The following is a 16288-nucleotide window of genomic DNA, read 5'->3' as shown; positions in this document are numbered from 1 at the left end:
GGACCCACCCCGCCTTCGACAGATTTCTGCGATCTGTCGGAATCGCGAATTGATTCGATATCTGACAGAGATTCATCCACGCATGGCGTGGATCTACCGTGTCGACCAAGGTCGACACCTACCAACAGCCTCCGGAATCTGTCAGAGGTGGGGCGGTGTCGGAGTGCGGGGTGTCAGCCGCATGGGCCCGAGGCATGCCTCGGGCGGGTTGGGCAGGACGCCCAACCCCGGTCTTGCCGTGTGCGCAGTCCTGCGCACACGAGCAAGCGGCTGCCAAGCTTACAGGGACGTACTTGCAGCGTCCCCGTACTCCGACACCGCCCCGCCATCCCACGGAATGCACGCTTTTGACGTTGACGTTGACGTTGACGTTGGCGTTGGCGTTGCCTTGGCTTGAAGCCTCTGCAGGTGCAGGGCGCAGCCCTGCCGAACGCCCCTCTACTTGACCTGCACGTCGATCACGCCATCGCCGACGCGGGCCTGCAGGGCGTCACCGGGTTGTACCTGATCGACCTTCCGCACCAGCGTACCGTCATCGCTGCGGGTCAGGATGCTGTAGCCGCGCGCCACGGTCGCCAGCGGGCTGACTGCTTCAAGTGAACGCGCCAGTCCGCGCAGTCGCAGTGCATCGCGCTCCAGCAGCCGCTGCATCGCTGCCTGCGGCCGCCCGCGCAGGGCAGCCAGACGGCGCTGCATCGCATCGAGCTGGCGTTGTGGATGGTGCCCGCGCAGCACTGCCGCCGCATGACGCAGGCGCGCGGCACGGCGCTCCTGCTGCTGGTTGAACGCGGCATGCAGGCGCCGGCCCAGGTCGAGCTGGCGTCGGCGCAGCAGGTCCAGCCGCGCCTGCGGGCTCTGGGCGTTCAGGCGCAGCAGGGCGCGGTCGGCGCGCTGCATGGCCTGCTGCATCGCATGCCGTTGCAGCTGCACCATGCGCGCGGCCGTGCGGCGCAGGCGCAGTGCCAGTTCGCGCTGATCGGGTACCAGCAGTTCGGCGGCCACCGAAGGCGTCGGCGCGCGCAGGTCGGCGGCGAAATCGCTGAGGCTGAAGTCGGTTTCGTGGCCGACCGCCGAGACCACCGGGGTGCGGCTGGCAGCGATCGCACGGGCCAGGGCTTCGTCATTGAACGCCCACAGGTCTTCCAGCGAACCGCCACCGCGGGTCAGCAGGATCACGTCGTAGCGGCCACTGGCATCGGCCGCCTGCAGCAGGCGGGTGATCTGCGCGGCGGCGCTGCTGCCCTGCACCAGGGCCGGCAGGAGGTCTACTTCCAGCAGCGGGAAGCGGCGGCCGAGCACGCTCAGCACGTCGCGCACTGCGGCGCCGGTCGGCGAGGTGATCACTGCCAGGCGCTGTACGTGCGCTGGCAGCGGCCGTTTGCGCGCCGGGTCGAACAGGCCTTCGGCCTCCAGCCGTGCCTTCAGTTCCTCGAAGGCGCGGCGCAGTGCGCCTTCGCCGGCTTCCTCCATGTGGTCCAGCACCATCTGGTACTCGCCACGGGCGTCGTACAGGGTCACCTTGCCGCGCACCAGTACGCGCATGCCTTCGCGCGGCACGAACTTCAGGTACTGCGCCTTCATCCGGAACATGGCCGCACGCAGCTGCGCGCGCGCATCCTTCAGGGTGAAGTAGAGGTGTCCGGAGGCTGGGCGCGCCACGCTGCCCAGCTCGGCCTCGACCCAGATCGCCGGGAAGCTGCCTTCGAGCAGATCGCGGGCCAGGGTATTGAGCTGGCTGGGGGTCAGGATGTCGTTGTTGCGTGGTTGCATGGAACAGCGTGCGGCGGGCGGAACGGGAGCTCAGGATCGCACGTCAGCGCGCCGTGTGCTGGCCCAGCGCCCATTGCACGTGTTCACGCACCAGCGGCGAGGGATCGTCGACGCGGGTGTGCAGGGCGGCAAGCGCTTCGGCCGAGGACGGTGCATTGCCCAGCGCCACGGCGATGTTGCGCAGCCAGCGCTCGTGGCCGCTGCGGCGGATCGGGCTGCCTTCGGTGCGGCGCAGGAACTCGGCTTCGTCCCAGGCGAACAGCTGGTCCAGGCGAGCCGTATCCAGGTTGTTGCGCGCGCGGAAATCGGATTCGTCGGTGCGCTTGGCGAATTTGTTCCAGGGGCACACCAGCTGGCAGTCGTCGCAGCCGTAGATGCGGTTGCCCATCAGTGGCCGCATGTCTTCGGGAATGGCGCCGTCGTGCTCGATGGTCAGGTAGGAAATGCAGCGCCGCGCATCCAGCCGCTGCGGGCCGGTGATGGCCTGGGTCGGGCAGACATCGATACAGCGCGTGCAGGTGCCGCAGTGCGCCGTGGCTGGCGTATCGATCGGCAGCGGGATATCGATGTAGATCTCGCCGATGAAGAACCAGGAACCGCCATGGCGGTCGATCAGGCAGGTGTGCTTGCCGATCCAGCCGAGCCCTGCATTGCGTGCCAGTGCACGTTCCAGTACGGGGGCGGAATCGACGAACACGCGATAGCCCAGCGGTGCCACTTCATCATTGATCTGCGTGGCCAGCTTCTGCAGGCGGTTGCGCATCAGCTTGTGGTAGTCGCGGCCCAGCGCGTAGCGGGCCACGTAGGCGCGGCCCGGGTCGGCCAGGGTCGCCCAGGCTTCGGTATCGTCCTTGTGGCTGTAGTCCATGCCCACTGAAATCACGCGCACGGTGCCGGGCAGCAGCTCGGCCGGGCGCGCGCGCAGCGTGCCGTGGCGCGCCATCCAGTCCATCGTGCCGTACAGGCCCTGGCCCAGCCAGTCGGCCAGATGCGCTTCATCCTCGCCCAGTTCGATGCCGGCAATGCCGCAGCGCTGGAAGCCATGCGCACGCGCCAGATCGCGGATGCGCTGCACGGCCTGGGCCGGATCGACAGGGGTGGGGGCGGGGGACATGTGCACCAGTATAAAATCCCTGCATGGCCAACCTTGCCGATCTGTTCGATTCCGCTGCCGCACGCGCGCTTGATGCGCAGGCCTCGGCGCTGGCCGCCGACGGCGGCTGGGGCCTGATGGCGCAGGCCGGCCAGGCTGCCTGGCAGTGCCTGCTGCAGCACTGGCCGCAGGCGCGGCGGATCGGCGTGGTGGTCGGTGCCGGCAACAATGGGGGCGATGGCCATGTGCTGGCCCGTCACGCGCTGCAGGCCGGATGTGAGGTGACGGTGATCGCCTTGCCGGGCAGGCCGCCGTCGACCGCACTGGCACAGCGTGCGGCGCTGGAATTCAGGTCCGCAGGCGGCGACATCGCCGAGTTCGACGGCGCACTGCCCGGCGCCGATATCTGGGTCGATGCCCTGTTCGGGCTGGGCTTCGACCGCGCGCCGGAGGGCGTGGCGCAGGCGTTGATCGCCGCGCTCAACGCGCAGACGGCGCCGGTACTGGCACTGGACGTTCCCAGTGGGGTCGATGCCGAGCGCGGGGCGGTGCCGGGTGAGGCGGTGCGCGCCACGCTGACGCTCCAGTTCATCGTGGCCCATCGCGGCCTGTATACCGGTGATGCACTGGATCACTGCGGGCGGAAGCAGCTGGCGCCCCTGCAGTTGCCTGCAGACGCCTGGCAGGGCGTGGCGCCCGCTGCGGAGCACTGGACGCAGGTGCGGTTGCGGGCCCTGTTGCCACCGCGCCGCGCCAATACCCACAAGGGCGAATCCGGGCACGTGCTGTGCGTCGGCGGCAACCATGGCAGCGGCGGCGCCATCGCGATGGCGGCCGAAGCCGCCTTGCGCGCGGGTGCGGGGCTGTTGAGCCTGGGCACCCGCCGCGACCACGTCGGTCCACTGCTGGCCCGGTTGCCCGAGGCCATGACCCATGCACTGGAAGACGGCGATGTGCTGCCGGCGCTGCTGGACAAGGCGAAGGTGGTGGCGATCGGGCCCGGACTGGGCCAGGACGAATGGGCACGCGCCTTGTTTGCGCGGGTGCTGGCCAGCGCCAAACCATTGGTGGTCGATGCCGATGCCCTGAACGTGCTGGCGCAGGATCCGCGCGCGTTGCCCGATGCCATTCTCACCCCGCACCCGGGCGAGGCCGCACGCCTGCTTGGCTGCAGCACGGCTGAAATCCAGGCCGATCGCTATGCCAGCGCGCAGGCGCTGGCCGAACGCTTCCACGCCGTGGTGGTGTTGAAGGGCGCTGGCAGCATCGTGGCGGCGCCTGCGCAAACGCCCCGGTTGATCGCCGCCGGCAATCCCGGAATGGCCGTGGGTGGCATGGGTGACCTGCTCACCGGCATCATCGCCAGCCTGCGCGCGCAGGGCCTGATGGCGTTCGATGCCGCGGCCGCGGGTGCGTTGCTGCACGGGCTGGCCGGCGACATGGCTGCCGCCGATGGCGCGCGCGGCCTGCTTCCTACTGATCTGCTGGCGCCGTTGCGGCGACTGGCCAACCCGGACCTCTCCCCATGACCGATTTTTTCCTTGCCGACAGCGACGCTACCGAACTGCTCGGGCAGTGGCTGGCGGCCACCCGGCCGCCGCAGGCGCTGATCGAACTGCGCGGCGACCTTGGGGCTGGCAAGTCCACCACGGCCCGCGCGCTGCTGCGCGCGCTGGGCGTGCAGGGCGCGATCCGCAGCCCCACCTACACCCTGGTCGAGCGCTATCCGCTGGCCAGTGGCGGTGAGGCGTGGCACCTGGACCTGTACCGCATCGGCCAAGCCGGCGAGCTGGATTTCCTTGGCCTGGACGAGGGCAGCGCGGTGCTGTGGCTGGTCGAATGGCCCGAGCGCGGGGCCGGTGCATTGCCGCCGACTGACCTGGTGGTGGCCCTGGAAATCGAGGGGCAAGGGCGGCGCGTTCGTCTCACTGGGGCCAGCGACGTGGGGCGTGAATGGCTGGAACGGCTTCCCAAAGGGGGCGACTTGCAGGCCATTTCTGTCGGCTGACGAGAACAAACACCGGCAGGTTACGGATTATTAAGGAAAAAGGTGTTGCATTCCGTTCAGCGCGGTGATTGAATCCTGAGCCATGCGCCCGGGGAACCGTCTCATTGCCATCTGTGCCGCCGTCGGACTGGGTCTGGCGAGTGTCAGTGCGTGGGCCGGCGAAGTCCGCCAGGTCCTGCTGAATACGGGCGCGACCGGTACCCGCGCCGAAATCTCGCTGGTCGGCAGCGGCGGCTACAAGACCTTGTCGCTGGCGGGTCCGAACCGGCTGGTGGTCGATTTCCCCGATTCCAGTGCGATTCGCAACCTGAAGATGCCGGCTGCGCAGGGTGTGGTCACGGCCGTGCGCACTGGACAGCCGGTGCCGGGTACCTTCCGTGTCGTTTTCGACCTCGCTGAATCGGTGGCGCCGTTCCGCCCGCAGATGCAGCGCGAGGGCAATGAATCCAAGCTGGTGATCGAATGGCCGGGTGATGGCCCGGCCGTGGCCGCCAGCCGCCCGGCGGCGACGCCGGCCGGGCAGTCGCAGGCACCCGCTGCGGGGGCCGCACCTGTACCCACTCCGGCCGAGAGCGCGCAGTCGCGCACTGATGCCGCGCGTGCCACGGCCCTGCTGACCGCACAGGTACAGCAGCAGGCCAGCGCCACTGCCGCCGCACCGGCCACGCCGACCCCGGCACCGACCACCGCGCCGGCCCAGGTCGCCGCGGCTGGCGTCACCGCCAGCAGCACGCCTTCGTCCTCGCCGGCCGCGATCCTCGCCGGCCAGCGCACCGCGGCGGTGGTGACCACGCCGCCGGCCACCCTGCCCACACCGGCCCCGACGCCGGTGGAACCGCCGCGTCCGGCCATGCCCAGCGATGCGTCGCGGATCCGCATGCAGGCCGGCATGCGCCACCTGGTGGTGGCGATCGATCCCGGCCACGGCGGCCAGGACCCGGGTGCGATCGGCCCGACCGGCAAGCGCGAGAAGGACGTCACCCTGGCAGTGGCACGCGAGCTGGCCCGCCAGGTCAACGCCACGCCGGGCCTGAAGGCCTACCTGACGCGCGACAGCGACGTGTTCATTCCTCTGCCGATGCGTGCGCAGAAGGCGCGTGCGAACAAGGCGGACATCTTCATCTCGATCCATGCCGACGCGGCCGAAAACCGTTCGGCCACGGGCTCGTCGGTCTACGTGCTGTCGACCAAGGGTGCCTCTTCGCAGCGCGCCCGCTGGCTGGCGGACAAGGAAAACGCGGCCGACCTGGTGGGTGGCGTGCGCCTGCAGCAGACCGAAGGCACCCTGGCCAACGTGCTGCTGGACCTGGCACAGAGCGGCTACATGAAGGCGTCTGAGGACGCAGCCGGCCACGTGCTGGGCGGCCTGAAGCGGATCGGCAACAACCACAAGCCGAACATCGAGCGCGCCAACTTCGCGGTGCTGCGCACTTCGGACATGCCGGCGATGCTGGTGGAAACCGCGTTCATCTCCAATCCGGATGAAGAGCGCCGCCTGATGGACCCGGCGTACCAGCGCAAGATCGCTGGCGCCGTGCTGGATGGCGTGCACACATTCTTCAGCCGCCAGCCGCCGCCGGGCACGCTGTATGCCGCCCGCGCCCAGGCCGAGATCGACGCGGCCGGCACCATGGCCGGCGGCAGCAAATAACCGGCCAAGGCGGGTTGCCGTTTCTGTAGCGTCGACTTGGCGTGCAGCGCGGGGTTTTGTGCCCGATGAAGAGCAGTCGACTCTACATGGGACCGCTCCGCTATCATCGACCCATGAAGTCTGCTGCCCATCACCTCCCATGAGCGCGCCCGGTCCGCGTCCGATCCGGCCGTTGCCGGACATCCTGATCAACCAGATCGCCGCTGGCGAAGTAGTTGAACGGCCCGCGTCTGTGGTCAAGGAACTGGTCGAGAACGCGATCGACGCCGGCGCAAGCCGCGTCGACATCGACCTGGAAGAAGGCGGTGTACGCCTGATCCGCATCCGCGACAACGGCAGCGGCATCGCGCCCGAACAGCTGCCACTGGCGGTGTCGCGGCATGCGACCAGCAAGATCGCCGATCTGGACGATCTCGAATCGGTGGCCACCCTCGGTTTCCGGGGTGAAGCGCTGCCGTCGATCGCGTCGGTCAGCCGCTTCACCCTGTCCTCGCGCCGCGCGCACGACGAGCACGGTTCGGCACTGCAGATCGAAGGCGGCAAGATCGGCGAGGTGACCCCGCGCGCGCATGCGCCGGGCACCACGGTGGAAGTACGCGAGCTGTTCTACAACGTGCCGGCGCGGCGCAAGTTCCTGCGCGCCGAGCGCACCGAGCTGGGCCATATCGAAGAGTGGCTGCGTTCACTGGCGCTGGCGCGGCCGGATGTCGAGCTGCGCGTGTCGCACAACGGCAAGGCCTCGCGGCGCTACAAGCCGGGTGATCTGTATTCCGATGCGCGCCTTGCCGAAACGCTGGGCGAGGATTTCGCCAACCAGGCCGTGCGGGTGGACCATAGCGGTGCCGGCCTGCGCCTGCACGGTTGGATCGCGCAGCCGCATTATTCGCGCGCCAGTGCCGACCAGCAGTACCTGTACGTCAATGGACGTTCGGTGCGTGACCGCAGCGTCGCCCATGCGGTGAAGATGGCCTACGGCGATGTGCTGTACCACGGCCGCCAGCCGGCCTATGTGCTGTTCCTCGAACTGGACCCCACCCGCGTCGACGTCAACGTGCATCCGGCCAAGCACGAGGTGCGCTTCCGCGATTCGCGGCTGGTCCATGATTTCGTCTACCGCACGCTGAAGGATGCGCTGGCCGATACCCGCGCCGGCATGTCGGCGCAGGAGATCGGTGCTGGCCCGGTGCATCCGGCGGATGCCACGGCTGCAGCCACGGCTTCGAGCGCGGGCGCTTCCGGCTTCGGGCTGGTGCGCGGTCCGGCACCCGGTGCCGGCTCCGGCGGTGGTGGTGGATTCTCCGGGTGGCGACCGCAGCAGCCACTGGGCCTGCAGGTGGCCGATGCACCGGCTGCCTATGCTGCGCTGTATGCCACGCCGGCCGGTGCCGAGCGTGCGGCGGCACTGCCACCGATGCCCACCGAGAACGGATTGCCGGTGACCAGCGCCGATGCAGGCGTGCCACCGCTGGGCTACGCGATCGCGCAGCTGCATGGCATCTACATCCTGGCCGAGAATGCCGAAGGCCTGATCGTGGTCGACATGCATGCGGCACACGAACGCATCGGCTACGAGCGCCTGAAGAACGCACACGATGGCATCGGCCTGCAGTCGCAGCCGCTGCTGGTGCCGATCACGCTGGCGGTGGGCGAGCGCGAGGCCGACACCGCCGAAAGCGAAGCCGAAACCCTGGCGGCGCTCGGCTTCGAGGTGACCCGTGCCGGCCCCGGTTCGCTGCACGTGCGCAGCATTCCGGCACTGCTGGCGCATGCCGAACCGGAAGGGCTGCTGCGCGACGTGCTGACCGACCTGCGCGAGCATGGCCAGAGCCGCCGCGTGGCCAGTGCACGCGACGAACTGCTGTCGACCATGGCCTGCCATGGCGCGGTGCGTGCCAACCGGCGCCTGACCGTGCCGGAAATGAACGCGCTGCTGCGCGACATGGAAATCACCGAACGGTCCGGCCAGTGCAACCACGGCCGACCGACCTGGGCCCGTTTTTCGCTGGCGGAGATCGACCGCTGGTTCCTGCGCGGACGTTGAGGGGAGCATCGATGCGTTATCGGGGAATGGCGGGCCTGCTGGCCGCCGTGGTGTTGGCCGCCTGCAGCCCGGCAACACCGCCGGCACCGACGGCCGCTGAAGATCCGGCCTACGCGGCCGCGCAGCAGCAATGGCGTGTGGCGCGCTACCAGGACCTGACCCGGCCCGATGGCTGGACGGCCCTGGTCGGCCTGCACTGGCTGCAGAACAAATCCCATTTCGTTGGCAGCGGCGCCACCAACGGCATCCGCCTGACGGTCGGCCCGGACAAGCTGGGCCTGCTGCGCCGCGAAGGCACCCAGTGGTGGTTCACACCTGAAGCCGGTGCCGATGTCAGTCATGATGGCCAGCCGGTGCGCGGCCGCGTCCGCATCGACACCGACAAGGACGCGCAACCGACGCTGCTGGCCTTCGATGGCGGCAAGGGCCAGCTCAGCATCATCCGCAGGGGGGCGCGTGATGCGCTGCGGGTCAAGCATGCCGATGCCGCCGCACGCCGTGATTTCGCCGGCCTGCAGTACTGGCCGGGCGGCGCGGACTGGCAGGTGCAGGCGCGCTTCATCGCGCACCCGCCGGGCAAGACACTGCCGATCGTCGACATCACCGGCCTGACCACCGAGATGCCCAATGCCGGCGCGGTCGAGTTCCAGCGCGACGGCCGCAGCTGGCGGCTGGAAGCGATCGGTGCGCCCGGGCAGCCGCTGTTCCTGATCTTCGCCGACCGCACCAGCGGCCGCGGCAGCTATCCGGCCGGGCGCTACCTGGATACCGATGCGCCCGCCGCAGACGGCACCGTGCGCATCGATTTCAACCATGCCTACAACCCGCCATGCGCGTTCACCGCCTACGCCACCTGTCCGCTGGCGCCACCGGAAAACCGGCTGGACCTGCGCGTGGAAGCAGGCGAGAAGGCTTACCACCTGCCTGAAGGAGAAGGCTGACCATGCCGATCAAACATCTGTTCCGTGCCGCACTGCTGATGGCGGCGTGCGCGATGGCACCACTGGCTACTGCCCGCGATGCGCCGGGCACCACGGCCGCGGCCGCTGCGGCGGCCAAGCCGCCCGTACCGCTGTTGTGGAAAGTCACCGGCCCGGGCGATGCACGTGTGTACCTGCTGGGATCGTTCCATCTGCTGAAACCGCAGGACTACCCGCTGTCGCCCGATGTCGAACAGGCGTTCGAAGCCTCGCAGCGGGTGGTGTTCGAACTGTCGCCGGAAGACATGCAGTCGCCACAGCTGGCCAGCCGCATGGTGCAGGCCGCGACCCGCACTGATGGCAGCGAGCTCAAGCGTGATCTGGATGCGGCGACCTGGCAGAAGCTGCAGGCCTTTGCCACCGGGAACAAGCTGCCGCTGGCACAGATGCAGGGCATGAAAGCCTGGTTCGTCGGCCTCAGCATTTCGGTCGGGCAGATGCAGAAGCTGGGCCTGGACCCGGCGCTGGGCCTGGACCGCCACTTCATGGAGCGCGCGCAGAAGACCGGCCGCAAGACCGCTGGCCTGGAGGACATCGATACCCAGATCGGCATGCTTGACGGGATGACGGTGCAGGAACAGCGGCAGATGCTGGCCGAAGCGCTGGACCAGGCCGGCAAGGCCGATGAGCAGGCGCGGCTGCTGCATGATGCATGGCGCCGCGGCGACGAACGACTGCTGTGGACCAAGATGGCGGCGGAGATGCGCCAGCAGTATCCGCAGCTGTATCAGCGCATCAACACCGGGCGCAATGATGCCTGGGTACCGAAGCTGCAGCCGTACCTGCAGGCCGGGCAGGGCGGTACGCTGGTGGTGGTCGGCACGCTGCACCTGCTGGGCAGTGATGGCGTGGTCGAGAAACTGAAGGCCAAGGGCTACAAGGTCGAGCGCGTGTGCACGGGGTGCAAGGCGAAACGCTGACGCATCGTTGCCACGATGCCAAGCAAAACGGCGCGCCAGGGGCGCGCCGTTTTCGTATCAGCCGTAGCTGCCGCTCAGCGGCGGGTCTTGCCGCCGGTGCCGGTGCCCGGTTCGCCGGGCTTGTTGCCGGTGCCGGTCCCCGTTCCGGTGCCGCCCGGGCGCGGGCCACCGAAACCGCTGCCCATGCTGCGCTGGAATTCCTGCCACAGCTCCAGGTTGCGCTCGGTCAGCTGGTTCATCATCGCCCACGGGGTCTGGCCCAGCAGGTTGCCCATCTGCTGGCGGAACTGCTGCTGCTGGTCGAGGAAGACCTGCATGCTGCGCTCCAGGTAGTTGCCCATGAAGCCCTGCAGGGAATCGCCGTAGAAGCGGATCAGCTGGCTCAGCAGCTGGGTGGACAGCATTGGTTCGCCGTCCTGTTCCTGGTCGGCGATGATCTGCAGCAGGACCGATCGAGTGAGGTCGTCGCCGCTCTTGGCGTCGCGGACTTCGAAGTCTTCACCGTCCAGGATCAGCTGGCGCACGTCCTCGATGGTGATGTAGCTGGAGATCTCGGTGTCGTAGAGACGGCGGTTCGGATACTTCTTGATGATGCGGGTCGCAGCCATGAAGCGGTACTCGTCACAGTAGACGCGCAGCATGGCGCAGTGCAGCAGCGGTTGCAACCGCCCCAGCCCCCGCCAGGCTTGGCTTTCACGGGTGATCATGTTGCGCAACAAGGGTTTGCGTGCTGCGCAGCATGACCATCGGCAGGGGCCGCCAGTGCAAGTCGCGGCGCCCCCCTGCGCGGCTCACCAGCCCATGTGGTGGCCGCCGTTGATATCCAGGTTGCTGCCGGTGATCCACGAGGCTTCCTCGGCTACCAGGAAGGACACGCCATAGGCGATTTCCTCCGGCTTGCCGAGGCGTCCGGTGGGGATGTCGGCGATGATCTTGGCACGCACGTCCTCCGGCACCGCCATCACCATGTCGGTGGCGACGTAGCCGGGCGAAATGGTGTTCACGGTGATGCCGAAACCAGCGTTCTCGCGGGCGAGCGAGATGGTGAAGCCGTGCATGCCGGCCTTGGCCGCGGCGTAGTTGGCCTGGCCGTACTGGCCCTTCAGGCCGTTGATCGAGCTGATCTGGATGACCCGGCCCCAGCCGCGGCGGCGCATGCCTTCGATGACCGGCCGGGTGACGTTGAACACCGAGTTGAGGTTGGTGTTGATCACATCGTGCCACTGGTCCACGCGCATGCGGTGGAAGGTGGTGTCACGGGTGATGCCGGCGTTGTTGACCAGGATCTCGACCGGGCCCAGCTTGGCCTCGACGGCGCGCACCAGCGCTTCGGCGCTGTCCGGATCGGAGACATCGCCCGGGAAGATCGACACGTTGTAGCCGCGTTCGGTCATCGCCTGCTGCCAGGCGTGGGCCTTTCCCTCGTCGCGGTAGTTGGTGGCGACCCGGTGGCCCTGGTCGGCCAGGCGTTGGCAGATGGCGGTGCCGATGCCGCCGGTTCCGCCGGTGACCAGTGCGACGCGAGATGTCATGGAGTGCTGTCCGGGTATCAGGTGGGGGAAGGGGGATTCTGCAACATCGGCGCGGAAAGTGCGCCGGCCGGCAGCAGGATGTCGGTACGCGGCAGCTGGGCGGGGTCGAAGGCCTGCCGAGCGGCGGCCAGCAGTGTGTCCAGATCGTGCGCGTGGTCCAGGGCGGCAGGCGACTGGCCCAGCAACTGCCAGAGCTGGCGCAGCACGGGCAGCGGGCGCGTACTGTCCACCGGCAGCGACGCCAGCGACTTGGACAGTTTGTGGCCCGGGGTATCGAGCAGCAGCGGCAGGTGCCAGTAGCGCGGCGCCGCCAGGCCCAGTGCACGCTGCAGCAGGATCTGCCGCGCTGTGGAATCGAGCAGGTCGGCGCCGCGCACCACTTCGGTCACGCCCTGTGCGGCGTCATCGACCACCACGGCCAACTGGTAGGCCCAGCAGCCGTCCGCACGGCGCAGCACGAAGTCGCCAACCTCGGCGTGCACGTCCTGGTGTTGAGGTCCGCGCAGGCCATCATTGAAGTACACGATGCTGCCGCGCGGCACGCGGAAGCGGACGGCAGGGTCCGGTCGTGGCTGCCGCGCAACGCAGCGGTGGTGGATGCCGCCGCTGGCCGCCAGGTCGCTGCGGCTGCAGTGGCAGACAAAGGCCTGGTCGCCGGCGAGCAGCACGTCCAGCGCGGCCTGGTAGGCGTCGCCGCGCGCGCTCTGCCAGACGATCGGGCCATCGTGGGCCAGGCCGAATGCCGCCAGCGCCTGCAGCTGTGCCTCGGCGGCACCGGGCACGGTGCGCGGTGGGTCGACGTCTTCGATGCGCAGCCGCCACAGGCCGCCGTGATGGCGGGCGAGCAGCCAGCTGCCGAAGGCGGCAAGCAGGGATCCGGGGTGGAGCAGGCCGGTCGGCGAGGGCGCGAAGCGGCCGCAGGGAATGGGGGAGGTCATGCTGGCTGAATCGTCGGTCAGGTTGGCGCTTGAATTCAAGCTGACCACACCGCAAATTGACCGGTATCGACCCCTTCCGAGCCGGATTTTCCCATGTTTACCCGCATTGCCCTGTTCCTGGCGACCAACTTCGCGGTCCTGATCCTCGCCAGCATCGTGATGTCGTTGCTGGGGGTCAATCCGAGCCAGATGAGCGGCCTGCTGGTCATGGCCGCGATCTTTGGTTTTGGTGGCTCCTTCATCTCGCTGCTGCTGTCCAAGTGGATGGCCAAGCGCTCCACCGGTGCGGTGGTGATCACCGAGCCGCGCAACCAGACCGAGCGCTGGCTGCTGGCCACCGTCGAGCGCCAGGCCAAGGCGGCCGGCATCGGCATGCCCGAAGTGGCGGTCTATGATGGCCCGGAGATCAATGCCTTCGCCACCGGCGCCAACCGCAACAACGCGCTGGTGGCCGTGTCCACCGGCCTGCTGCACAACATGAGCGAAGACGAGGCCGAAGCGGTGCTGGGCCACGAGATCGCCCACGTCGCCAACGGTGACATGATCACCATGGCCCTGCTGCAGGGCGTGTTGAACACCTTCGTGATCGTGCTGGCACGCGTGGTCGGCGGCATCATCGACAGCGCACTGTCGGGCAACCGCGAAGGCGGCGGCCGCGGCTTCGCCTACTACATCATCGTGTTCGTGCTGGAGATGGTGTTCGGCCTGTTCGCCACCATGATCTCGATGTGGTTCTCGCGCCACCGCGAGTTCCGCGCCGATGCGGGTGGTGCTTCGCTGGCCGGCCGCCAGAAGATGATCGCCGCGCTGGAGCGCCTGCAACTGAACCATGGCCAGAGCACGCTGCCGACGCAGATCGCGGCCTTCGGTATTGCTGGTTCGACGGCGAAGAAGCTGTTCATGAGCCACCCGCCGCTGGAAGAGCGCATCGCCGCGTTGCGGGCATCGACGGCGGCGTAAGCCCCCGTACTTCCACCGTAGTGCAGGAACGCCTGGCCTCGCGCCGGGCGTTTTTGTTTGCGCGGTGCATTGCTGATGCCGGATCGTGCCCAGCGGATCGTTTCCGCGCCTGCGGAGGAGTGTCACTTTCTTTGCTCGTGCAAAGAAAGTAACCAAAGAAACACGCCGCCGGGGCGCGAGCCGATGCTGCGCATCGGTCCCCTGCGCTCCTCGGTCCGTCGAGGGACGGTGCGGCAACTCGCTGCGCTCAGACACCCGCACCTCTTCGCCCTCGCCGGACCTGCGGTGCTCGGCTCGCTCAAGGCGGACCCAAGGTCAAATGCCACAGCCGCATCCGGTTGATCCATGCCACGCGTGGATGCCGTTGCCGTTGATCTTGACCTTCCAGTCCGCCTTGAGCGAGCCGAGCATCGCAGGGGAATCAGGGGCGAAAAGGCGCCGGTGTTTGAGCGCAGCGAGTTCGGCGCCGTCCCCTGATTCGCCGAGAAGCGCAGGGCACCGGCGTGCGCAGCACGTCGGCTCGCGGCCGGCGGAGCGTTTCTTTGGTTACTTTCTTTGCGCGCAAAGAAAGTGACACCCCTCCGCGGTCGCGGAAACGAATCTCCCGGCGCGCAAACGAAAACGGCACCTCCGCAGGTGCCGTCTCCATGAACCGCGTCTACGCGCAGATCAGAACTTCGCGTCGAACTCCGCCGCGTAGCCGGTGTTGACCAGCACCTTCTGCAGCGACTCGGCCACCTTCAGGTTGCCGGCCACGATCTGGTGGGTCTCCGGGCCACGGTTGTCCATGCGGCCCAGGGTCGCGCCCTTGAAGTCGCAGACCTTGCCACCGGCCTCGCGGACCAGCAGCAGGCCGGCGGCGATGTCCCATGCCTTCACGCCGGCTTCGAAGTAGGCGTCGGCGCGGCCGCAGGCCACGTAGGCCAGGTCCAGTGCTGCCGAACCGGTGCGGCGGATGTCCTCGCCGTGCACCAGCAGGGCGTCGACCGCCTTCAGCTGGGCGCTGGCACGGCTGCGCTCGCGCGGGGCGAAGCCGGTGTGGATCATCGTGCCTTCCAGATCCTTGCGTTCGGCCACGCGGATGCGGCGGTCGTTCAGCACGGCGCCGGCGCCACGGCTGGCGGTGAACAGTTCATTGCGCAGCGGGTCGAAGATGACCGCATCGGTCGGCTCACCATTCTCGACCAGGGCGATCGACACGCAGTAGTGCGGCACGCCGCGCAGGTAGTTGCTGGTGCCGTCCAGCGGGTCGATGACCCACATCTGGCGGCGCTCGCCCTGCACGCCACCTTCTTCACCGAAGATGCCGTAGTCCGGGTAGGCGCGCTTGAGTTCCTTGACGATGACCTTTTCCGCGTCCGCATCCACTTCGCTGGCGTAGTCCATCCGGCCCTTCTGCACCACGTTCAGTGCCTCGAGCTTGTTGATGTTGCGCAACAGGACGTTGCCGGCGAGGCGGGCGGCCTTGACCATGACGGTGACGGCGGGTTTCTGCATGGCGTGGGCTCCCGGAAAGGCAGAAGAGATGGACTGGCGGGGGAAAAGAGCGGGTCCGGCGCAGTGGCCGGCCGCACAGTTTACCATTGGTCATCGTCCAGCTCGACCTTTTCCCTGTTCATGTCCCAGTTTCCTGCCGCCACCCGCCTCCGATTCGTCCTGGTCGGTACCCAGCACCCCGGCAACATGGGCGCTGCCGCCCGTGCCCTGAAGACCATGGGTCTGGCCCGCCTGGTCCTGGTCGCCCCCGAAAAGCCGCTGGACGAGGAGGCCTTCCGTCGCTCGGCCGGTGCCGAAGACGTGCTGGGGGACGCCCCGGTGGTGGCCACCCTGGCCGAGGCCGTGGCTGACTGCCGCCTGGTGCTGGGCTGCACCGCCCGTGCCCGCCGCGTCCAGCTGGAGGAGTACCTGCCCGCCGATGCCGCTGCCCGCGCGGTGGCCAAGGCCGGCGAGGGGGCAGAGGTGGCGCTGGTGTTCGGGCGCGAGCGCACCGGCCTGACCAACGAGGAACTGCAGCTTTGCCATGCGGCGGTGCACATCCCGTCCGACCCGGAGTTCAGCTCGCTCAACCTGGCTGCCGCCGTGCAGGTGCTGGCCTATGAAACGCGCATGCAGCTGCTGGGTGCGCAGCCTGCGGCCGACGCCGAGCCCGGCTTCCGCGAGCAGGCGGCCAGCCATGAGCAGATGGAGAGCTTCTTCGCCCAGCTGGCTGACACGCTGGACGAGATCGATTTCCACAAGGGCCGCGCCCCGGAATCGGCGATGCGCAAGCTGCGTCGCCTGTTCCTGCGCAGCGAGCCGAGCGAGCAGGAAGTGCGCCTCCTGCGCGGCATCCTGGCCGACACCCAGCGCATGGCGCGACTGGCACAAGCTGGCAACAAGGACAGCTGACGACGTT

Annotated in this window: 14 protein-coding genes; 8 read left to right on the top strand and 6 right to left on the bottom strand. The window is 68.4% G+C overall.

What is annotated here, in order from left to right:
* Positions 1–438 precede the first annotated feature (438 nt).
* Complete coding sequence (gene xseA / locus CCR98_RS14315; RefSeq protein WP_087923144.1) at positions 439–1770, bottom strand: exodeoxyribonuclease VII large subunit; 1332 nt, start codon at positions 1768–1770, stop codon at positions 439–441.
* A gap of 43 nt (positions 1771–1813) precedes the next feature.
* A complete protein-coding gene (queG, locus tag CCR98_RS14310; protein ID WP_087923143.1) occupies positions 1814–2884 on the bottom strand; it encodes a tRNA epoxyqueuosine(34) reductase QueG in 1071 nt (356 codons plus the stop codon).
* 23 nt (positions 2885–2907) lie between these two features.
* On the opposite strand from queG, the gene CCR98_RS14305 reads away from it, so the two are divergent.
* The 6 genes from CCR98_RS14305 (at position 2908) to CCR98_RS14280 (ending at position 10463) form a co-directional block, all read left to right on the top strand.
* Entirely contained in the window at positions 2908–4392 is a 1485-nt protein-coding gene (locus CCR98_RS14305) for an NAD(P)H-hydrate dehydratase (RefSeq protein ID WP_087923142.1), read from the top strand.
* Complete coding sequence (gene tsaE, locus CCR98_RS14300) at positions 4389–4871, top strand: tRNA (adenosine(37)-N6)-threonylcarbamoyltransferase complex ATPase subunit type 1 TsaE (RefSeq protein WP_087923141.1); 483 nt, start codon at positions 4389–4391, stop codon at positions 4869–4871. The genes CCR98_RS14305 and tsaE overlap by 4 nt, the downstream gene beginning before the upstream one ends.
* Before the next feature lie 82 nt (positions 4872–4953).
* Positions 4954–6522: an N-acetylmuramoyl-L-alanine amidase gene (locus CCR98_RS14295; RefSeq protein ID WP_087923140.1), complete on the top strand. Its 1569-nt coding sequence runs from the start codon at positions 4954–4956 to the stop codon at positions 6520–6522.
* Positions 6523–6661: 139 nt separating this feature from the next.
* Positions 6662–8563, top strand: coding sequence for a DNA mismatch repair endonuclease MutL (mutL, locus tag CCR98_RS14290; protein WP_087923139.1), 1902 nt, complete (start codon positions 6662–6664; stop codon positions 8561–8563).
* Between the two features lie 11 nt (positions 8564–8574).
* Complete coding sequence (locus CCR98_RS14285; RefSeq protein ID WP_087923138.1) at positions 8575–9504, top strand: DUF1684 domain-containing protein; 930 nt, start codon at positions 8575–8577, stop codon at positions 9502–9504.
* Positions 9505–9506: 2 nt separating this feature from the next.
* Positions 9507–10463: a TraB/GumN family protein gene (locus CCR98_RS14280; RefSeq protein ID WP_087923137.1), complete on the top strand. Its 957-nt coding sequence runs from the start codon at positions 9507–9509 to the stop codon at positions 10461–10463.
* A gap of 74 nt (positions 10464–10537) precedes the next feature.
* Here the strand turns inward: CCR98_RS14280 and phaR are convergent, their stop codons facing one another.
* From phaR to gluQRS, 3 genes are all read right to left on the bottom strand, one after another.
* Complete coding sequence (gene phaR / locus CCR98_RS14275) at positions 10538–11071, bottom strand: polyhydroxyalkanoate synthesis repressor PhaR (RefSeq protein ID WP_041864232.1); 534 nt, start codon at positions 11069–11071, stop codon at positions 10538–10540.
* 183 nt (positions 11072–11254) lie between these two features.
* Positions 11255–11995 (bottom strand): acetoacetyl-CoA reductase, encoded by a 741-nt coding sequence (gene phbB, locus CCR98_RS14270; protein WP_087923136.1) that lies wholly within the window; start codon positions 11993–11995, stop codon positions 11255–11257.
* A 17-nt stretch (positions 11996–12012) separates the two neighbouring features.
* Entirely contained in the window at positions 12013–12933 is a 921-nt protein-coding gene (gene gluQRS, locus CCR98_RS14265; RefSeq protein WP_087923135.1) for a tRNA glutamyl-Q(34) synthetase GluQRS, read from the bottom strand.
* 93 nt (positions 12934–13026) lie between these two features.
* Between gluQRS and htpX the strand changes: the two genes are divergently transcribed.
* Positions 13027–13893, top strand: a complete 867-nt coding sequence (gene htpX, locus CCR98_RS14260; RefSeq protein ID WP_014037878.1) for a protease HtpX — start codon at positions 13027–13029, stop codon at positions 13891–13893.
* Positions 13894–14562: 669 nt separating this feature from the next.
* Here htpX and CCR98_RS14255 read toward each other — a convergent pair.
* Positions 14563–15390 carry an inositol monophosphatase family protein gene (locus CCR98_RS14255; RefSeq protein WP_049468091.1) on the bottom strand — a complete coding sequence of 276 codons (828 nt, stop codon included), beginning with the start codon at positions 15388–15390 and terminating at the stop codon, positions 14563–14565.
* Positions 15391–15510: 120 nt separating this feature from the next.
* Between CCR98_RS14255 and CCR98_RS14250 the strand changes: the two genes are divergently transcribed.
* A complete protein-coding gene (locus tag CCR98_RS14250; RefSeq protein WP_087923134.1) occupies positions 15511–16281 on the top strand; it encodes an RNA methyltransferase in 771 nt (256 codons plus the stop codon).
* The last annotated feature ends 7 nt before the right edge of the window (positions 16282–16288 follow it).

Origin of the sequence: Stenotrophomonas sp. WZN-1, from assembly GCF_002192255.1 — a bacterium.
Lineage (GTDB): Bacteria > Pseudomonadota > Gammaproteobacteria > Xanthomonadales > Xanthomonadaceae > Stenotrophomonas.
The sequence above is the reverse complement of the archived record's forward strand: the minus strand, read 5'-3'. Positions and strand labels throughout refer to the sequence as shown.

Coding starts and splice junctions, on each gene's coding strand:
- CCR98_RS14295 (WP_087923140.1), top strand. CDS start 4,954: ATGCGCCCGGGGAACCGTCTCATTGCCATCTGTGCCGCCGTCGGACTG.
- phaR (WP_041864232.1), bottom strand. CDS start 11,071: ATGGCTGCGACCCGCATCATCAAGAAGTATCCGAACCGCCGTCTCTAC.
- mutL (WP_087923139.1), top strand. CDS start 6,662: ATGAGCGCGCCCGGTCCGCGTCCGATCCGGCCGTTGCCGGACATCCTG.
- CCR98_RS14250 (WP_087923134.1), top strand. CDS start 15,511: ATGTCCCAGTTTCCTGCCGCCACCCGCCTCCGATTCGTCCTGGTCGGT.
- queG (WP_087923143.1), bottom strand. CDS start 2,884: ATGTCCCCCGCCCCCACCCCTGTCGATCCGGCCCAGGCCGTGCAGCGC.
- CCR98_RS14255 (WP_049468091.1), bottom strand. CDS start 15,390: ATGCAGAAACCCGCCGTCACCGTCATGGTCAAGGCCGCCCGCCTCGCC.
- htpX (WP_014037878.1), top strand. CDS start 13,027: ATGTTTACCCGCATTGCCCTGTTCCTGGCGACCAACTTCGCGGTCCTG.
- xseA (WP_087923144.1), bottom strand. CDS start 1,770: ATGCAACCACGCAACAACGACATCCTGACCCCCAGCCAGCTCAATACC.
- gluQRS (WP_087923135.1), bottom strand. CDS start 12,933: ATGACCTCCCCCATTCCCTGCGGCCGCTTCGCGCCCTCGCCGACCGGC.
- CCR98_RS14285 (WP_087923138.1), top strand. CDS start 8,575: ATGCGTTATCGGGGAATGGCGGGCCTGCTGGCCGCCGTGGTGTTGGCC.
- tsaE (WP_087923141.1), top strand. CDS start 4,389: ATGACCGATTTTTTCCTTGCCGACAGCGACGCTACCGAACTGCTCGGG.
- CCR98_RS14305 (WP_087923142.1), top strand. CDS start 2,908: ATGGCCAACCTTGCCGATCTGTTCGATTCCGCTGCCGCACGCGCGCTT.
- phbB (WP_087923136.1), bottom strand. CDS start 11,995: ATGACATCTCGCGTCGCACTGGTCACCGGCGGAACCGGCGGCATCGGC.
- CCR98_RS14280 (WP_087923137.1), top strand. CDS start 9,507: ATGCCGATCAAACATCTGTTCCGTGCCGCACTGCTGATGGCGGCGTGC.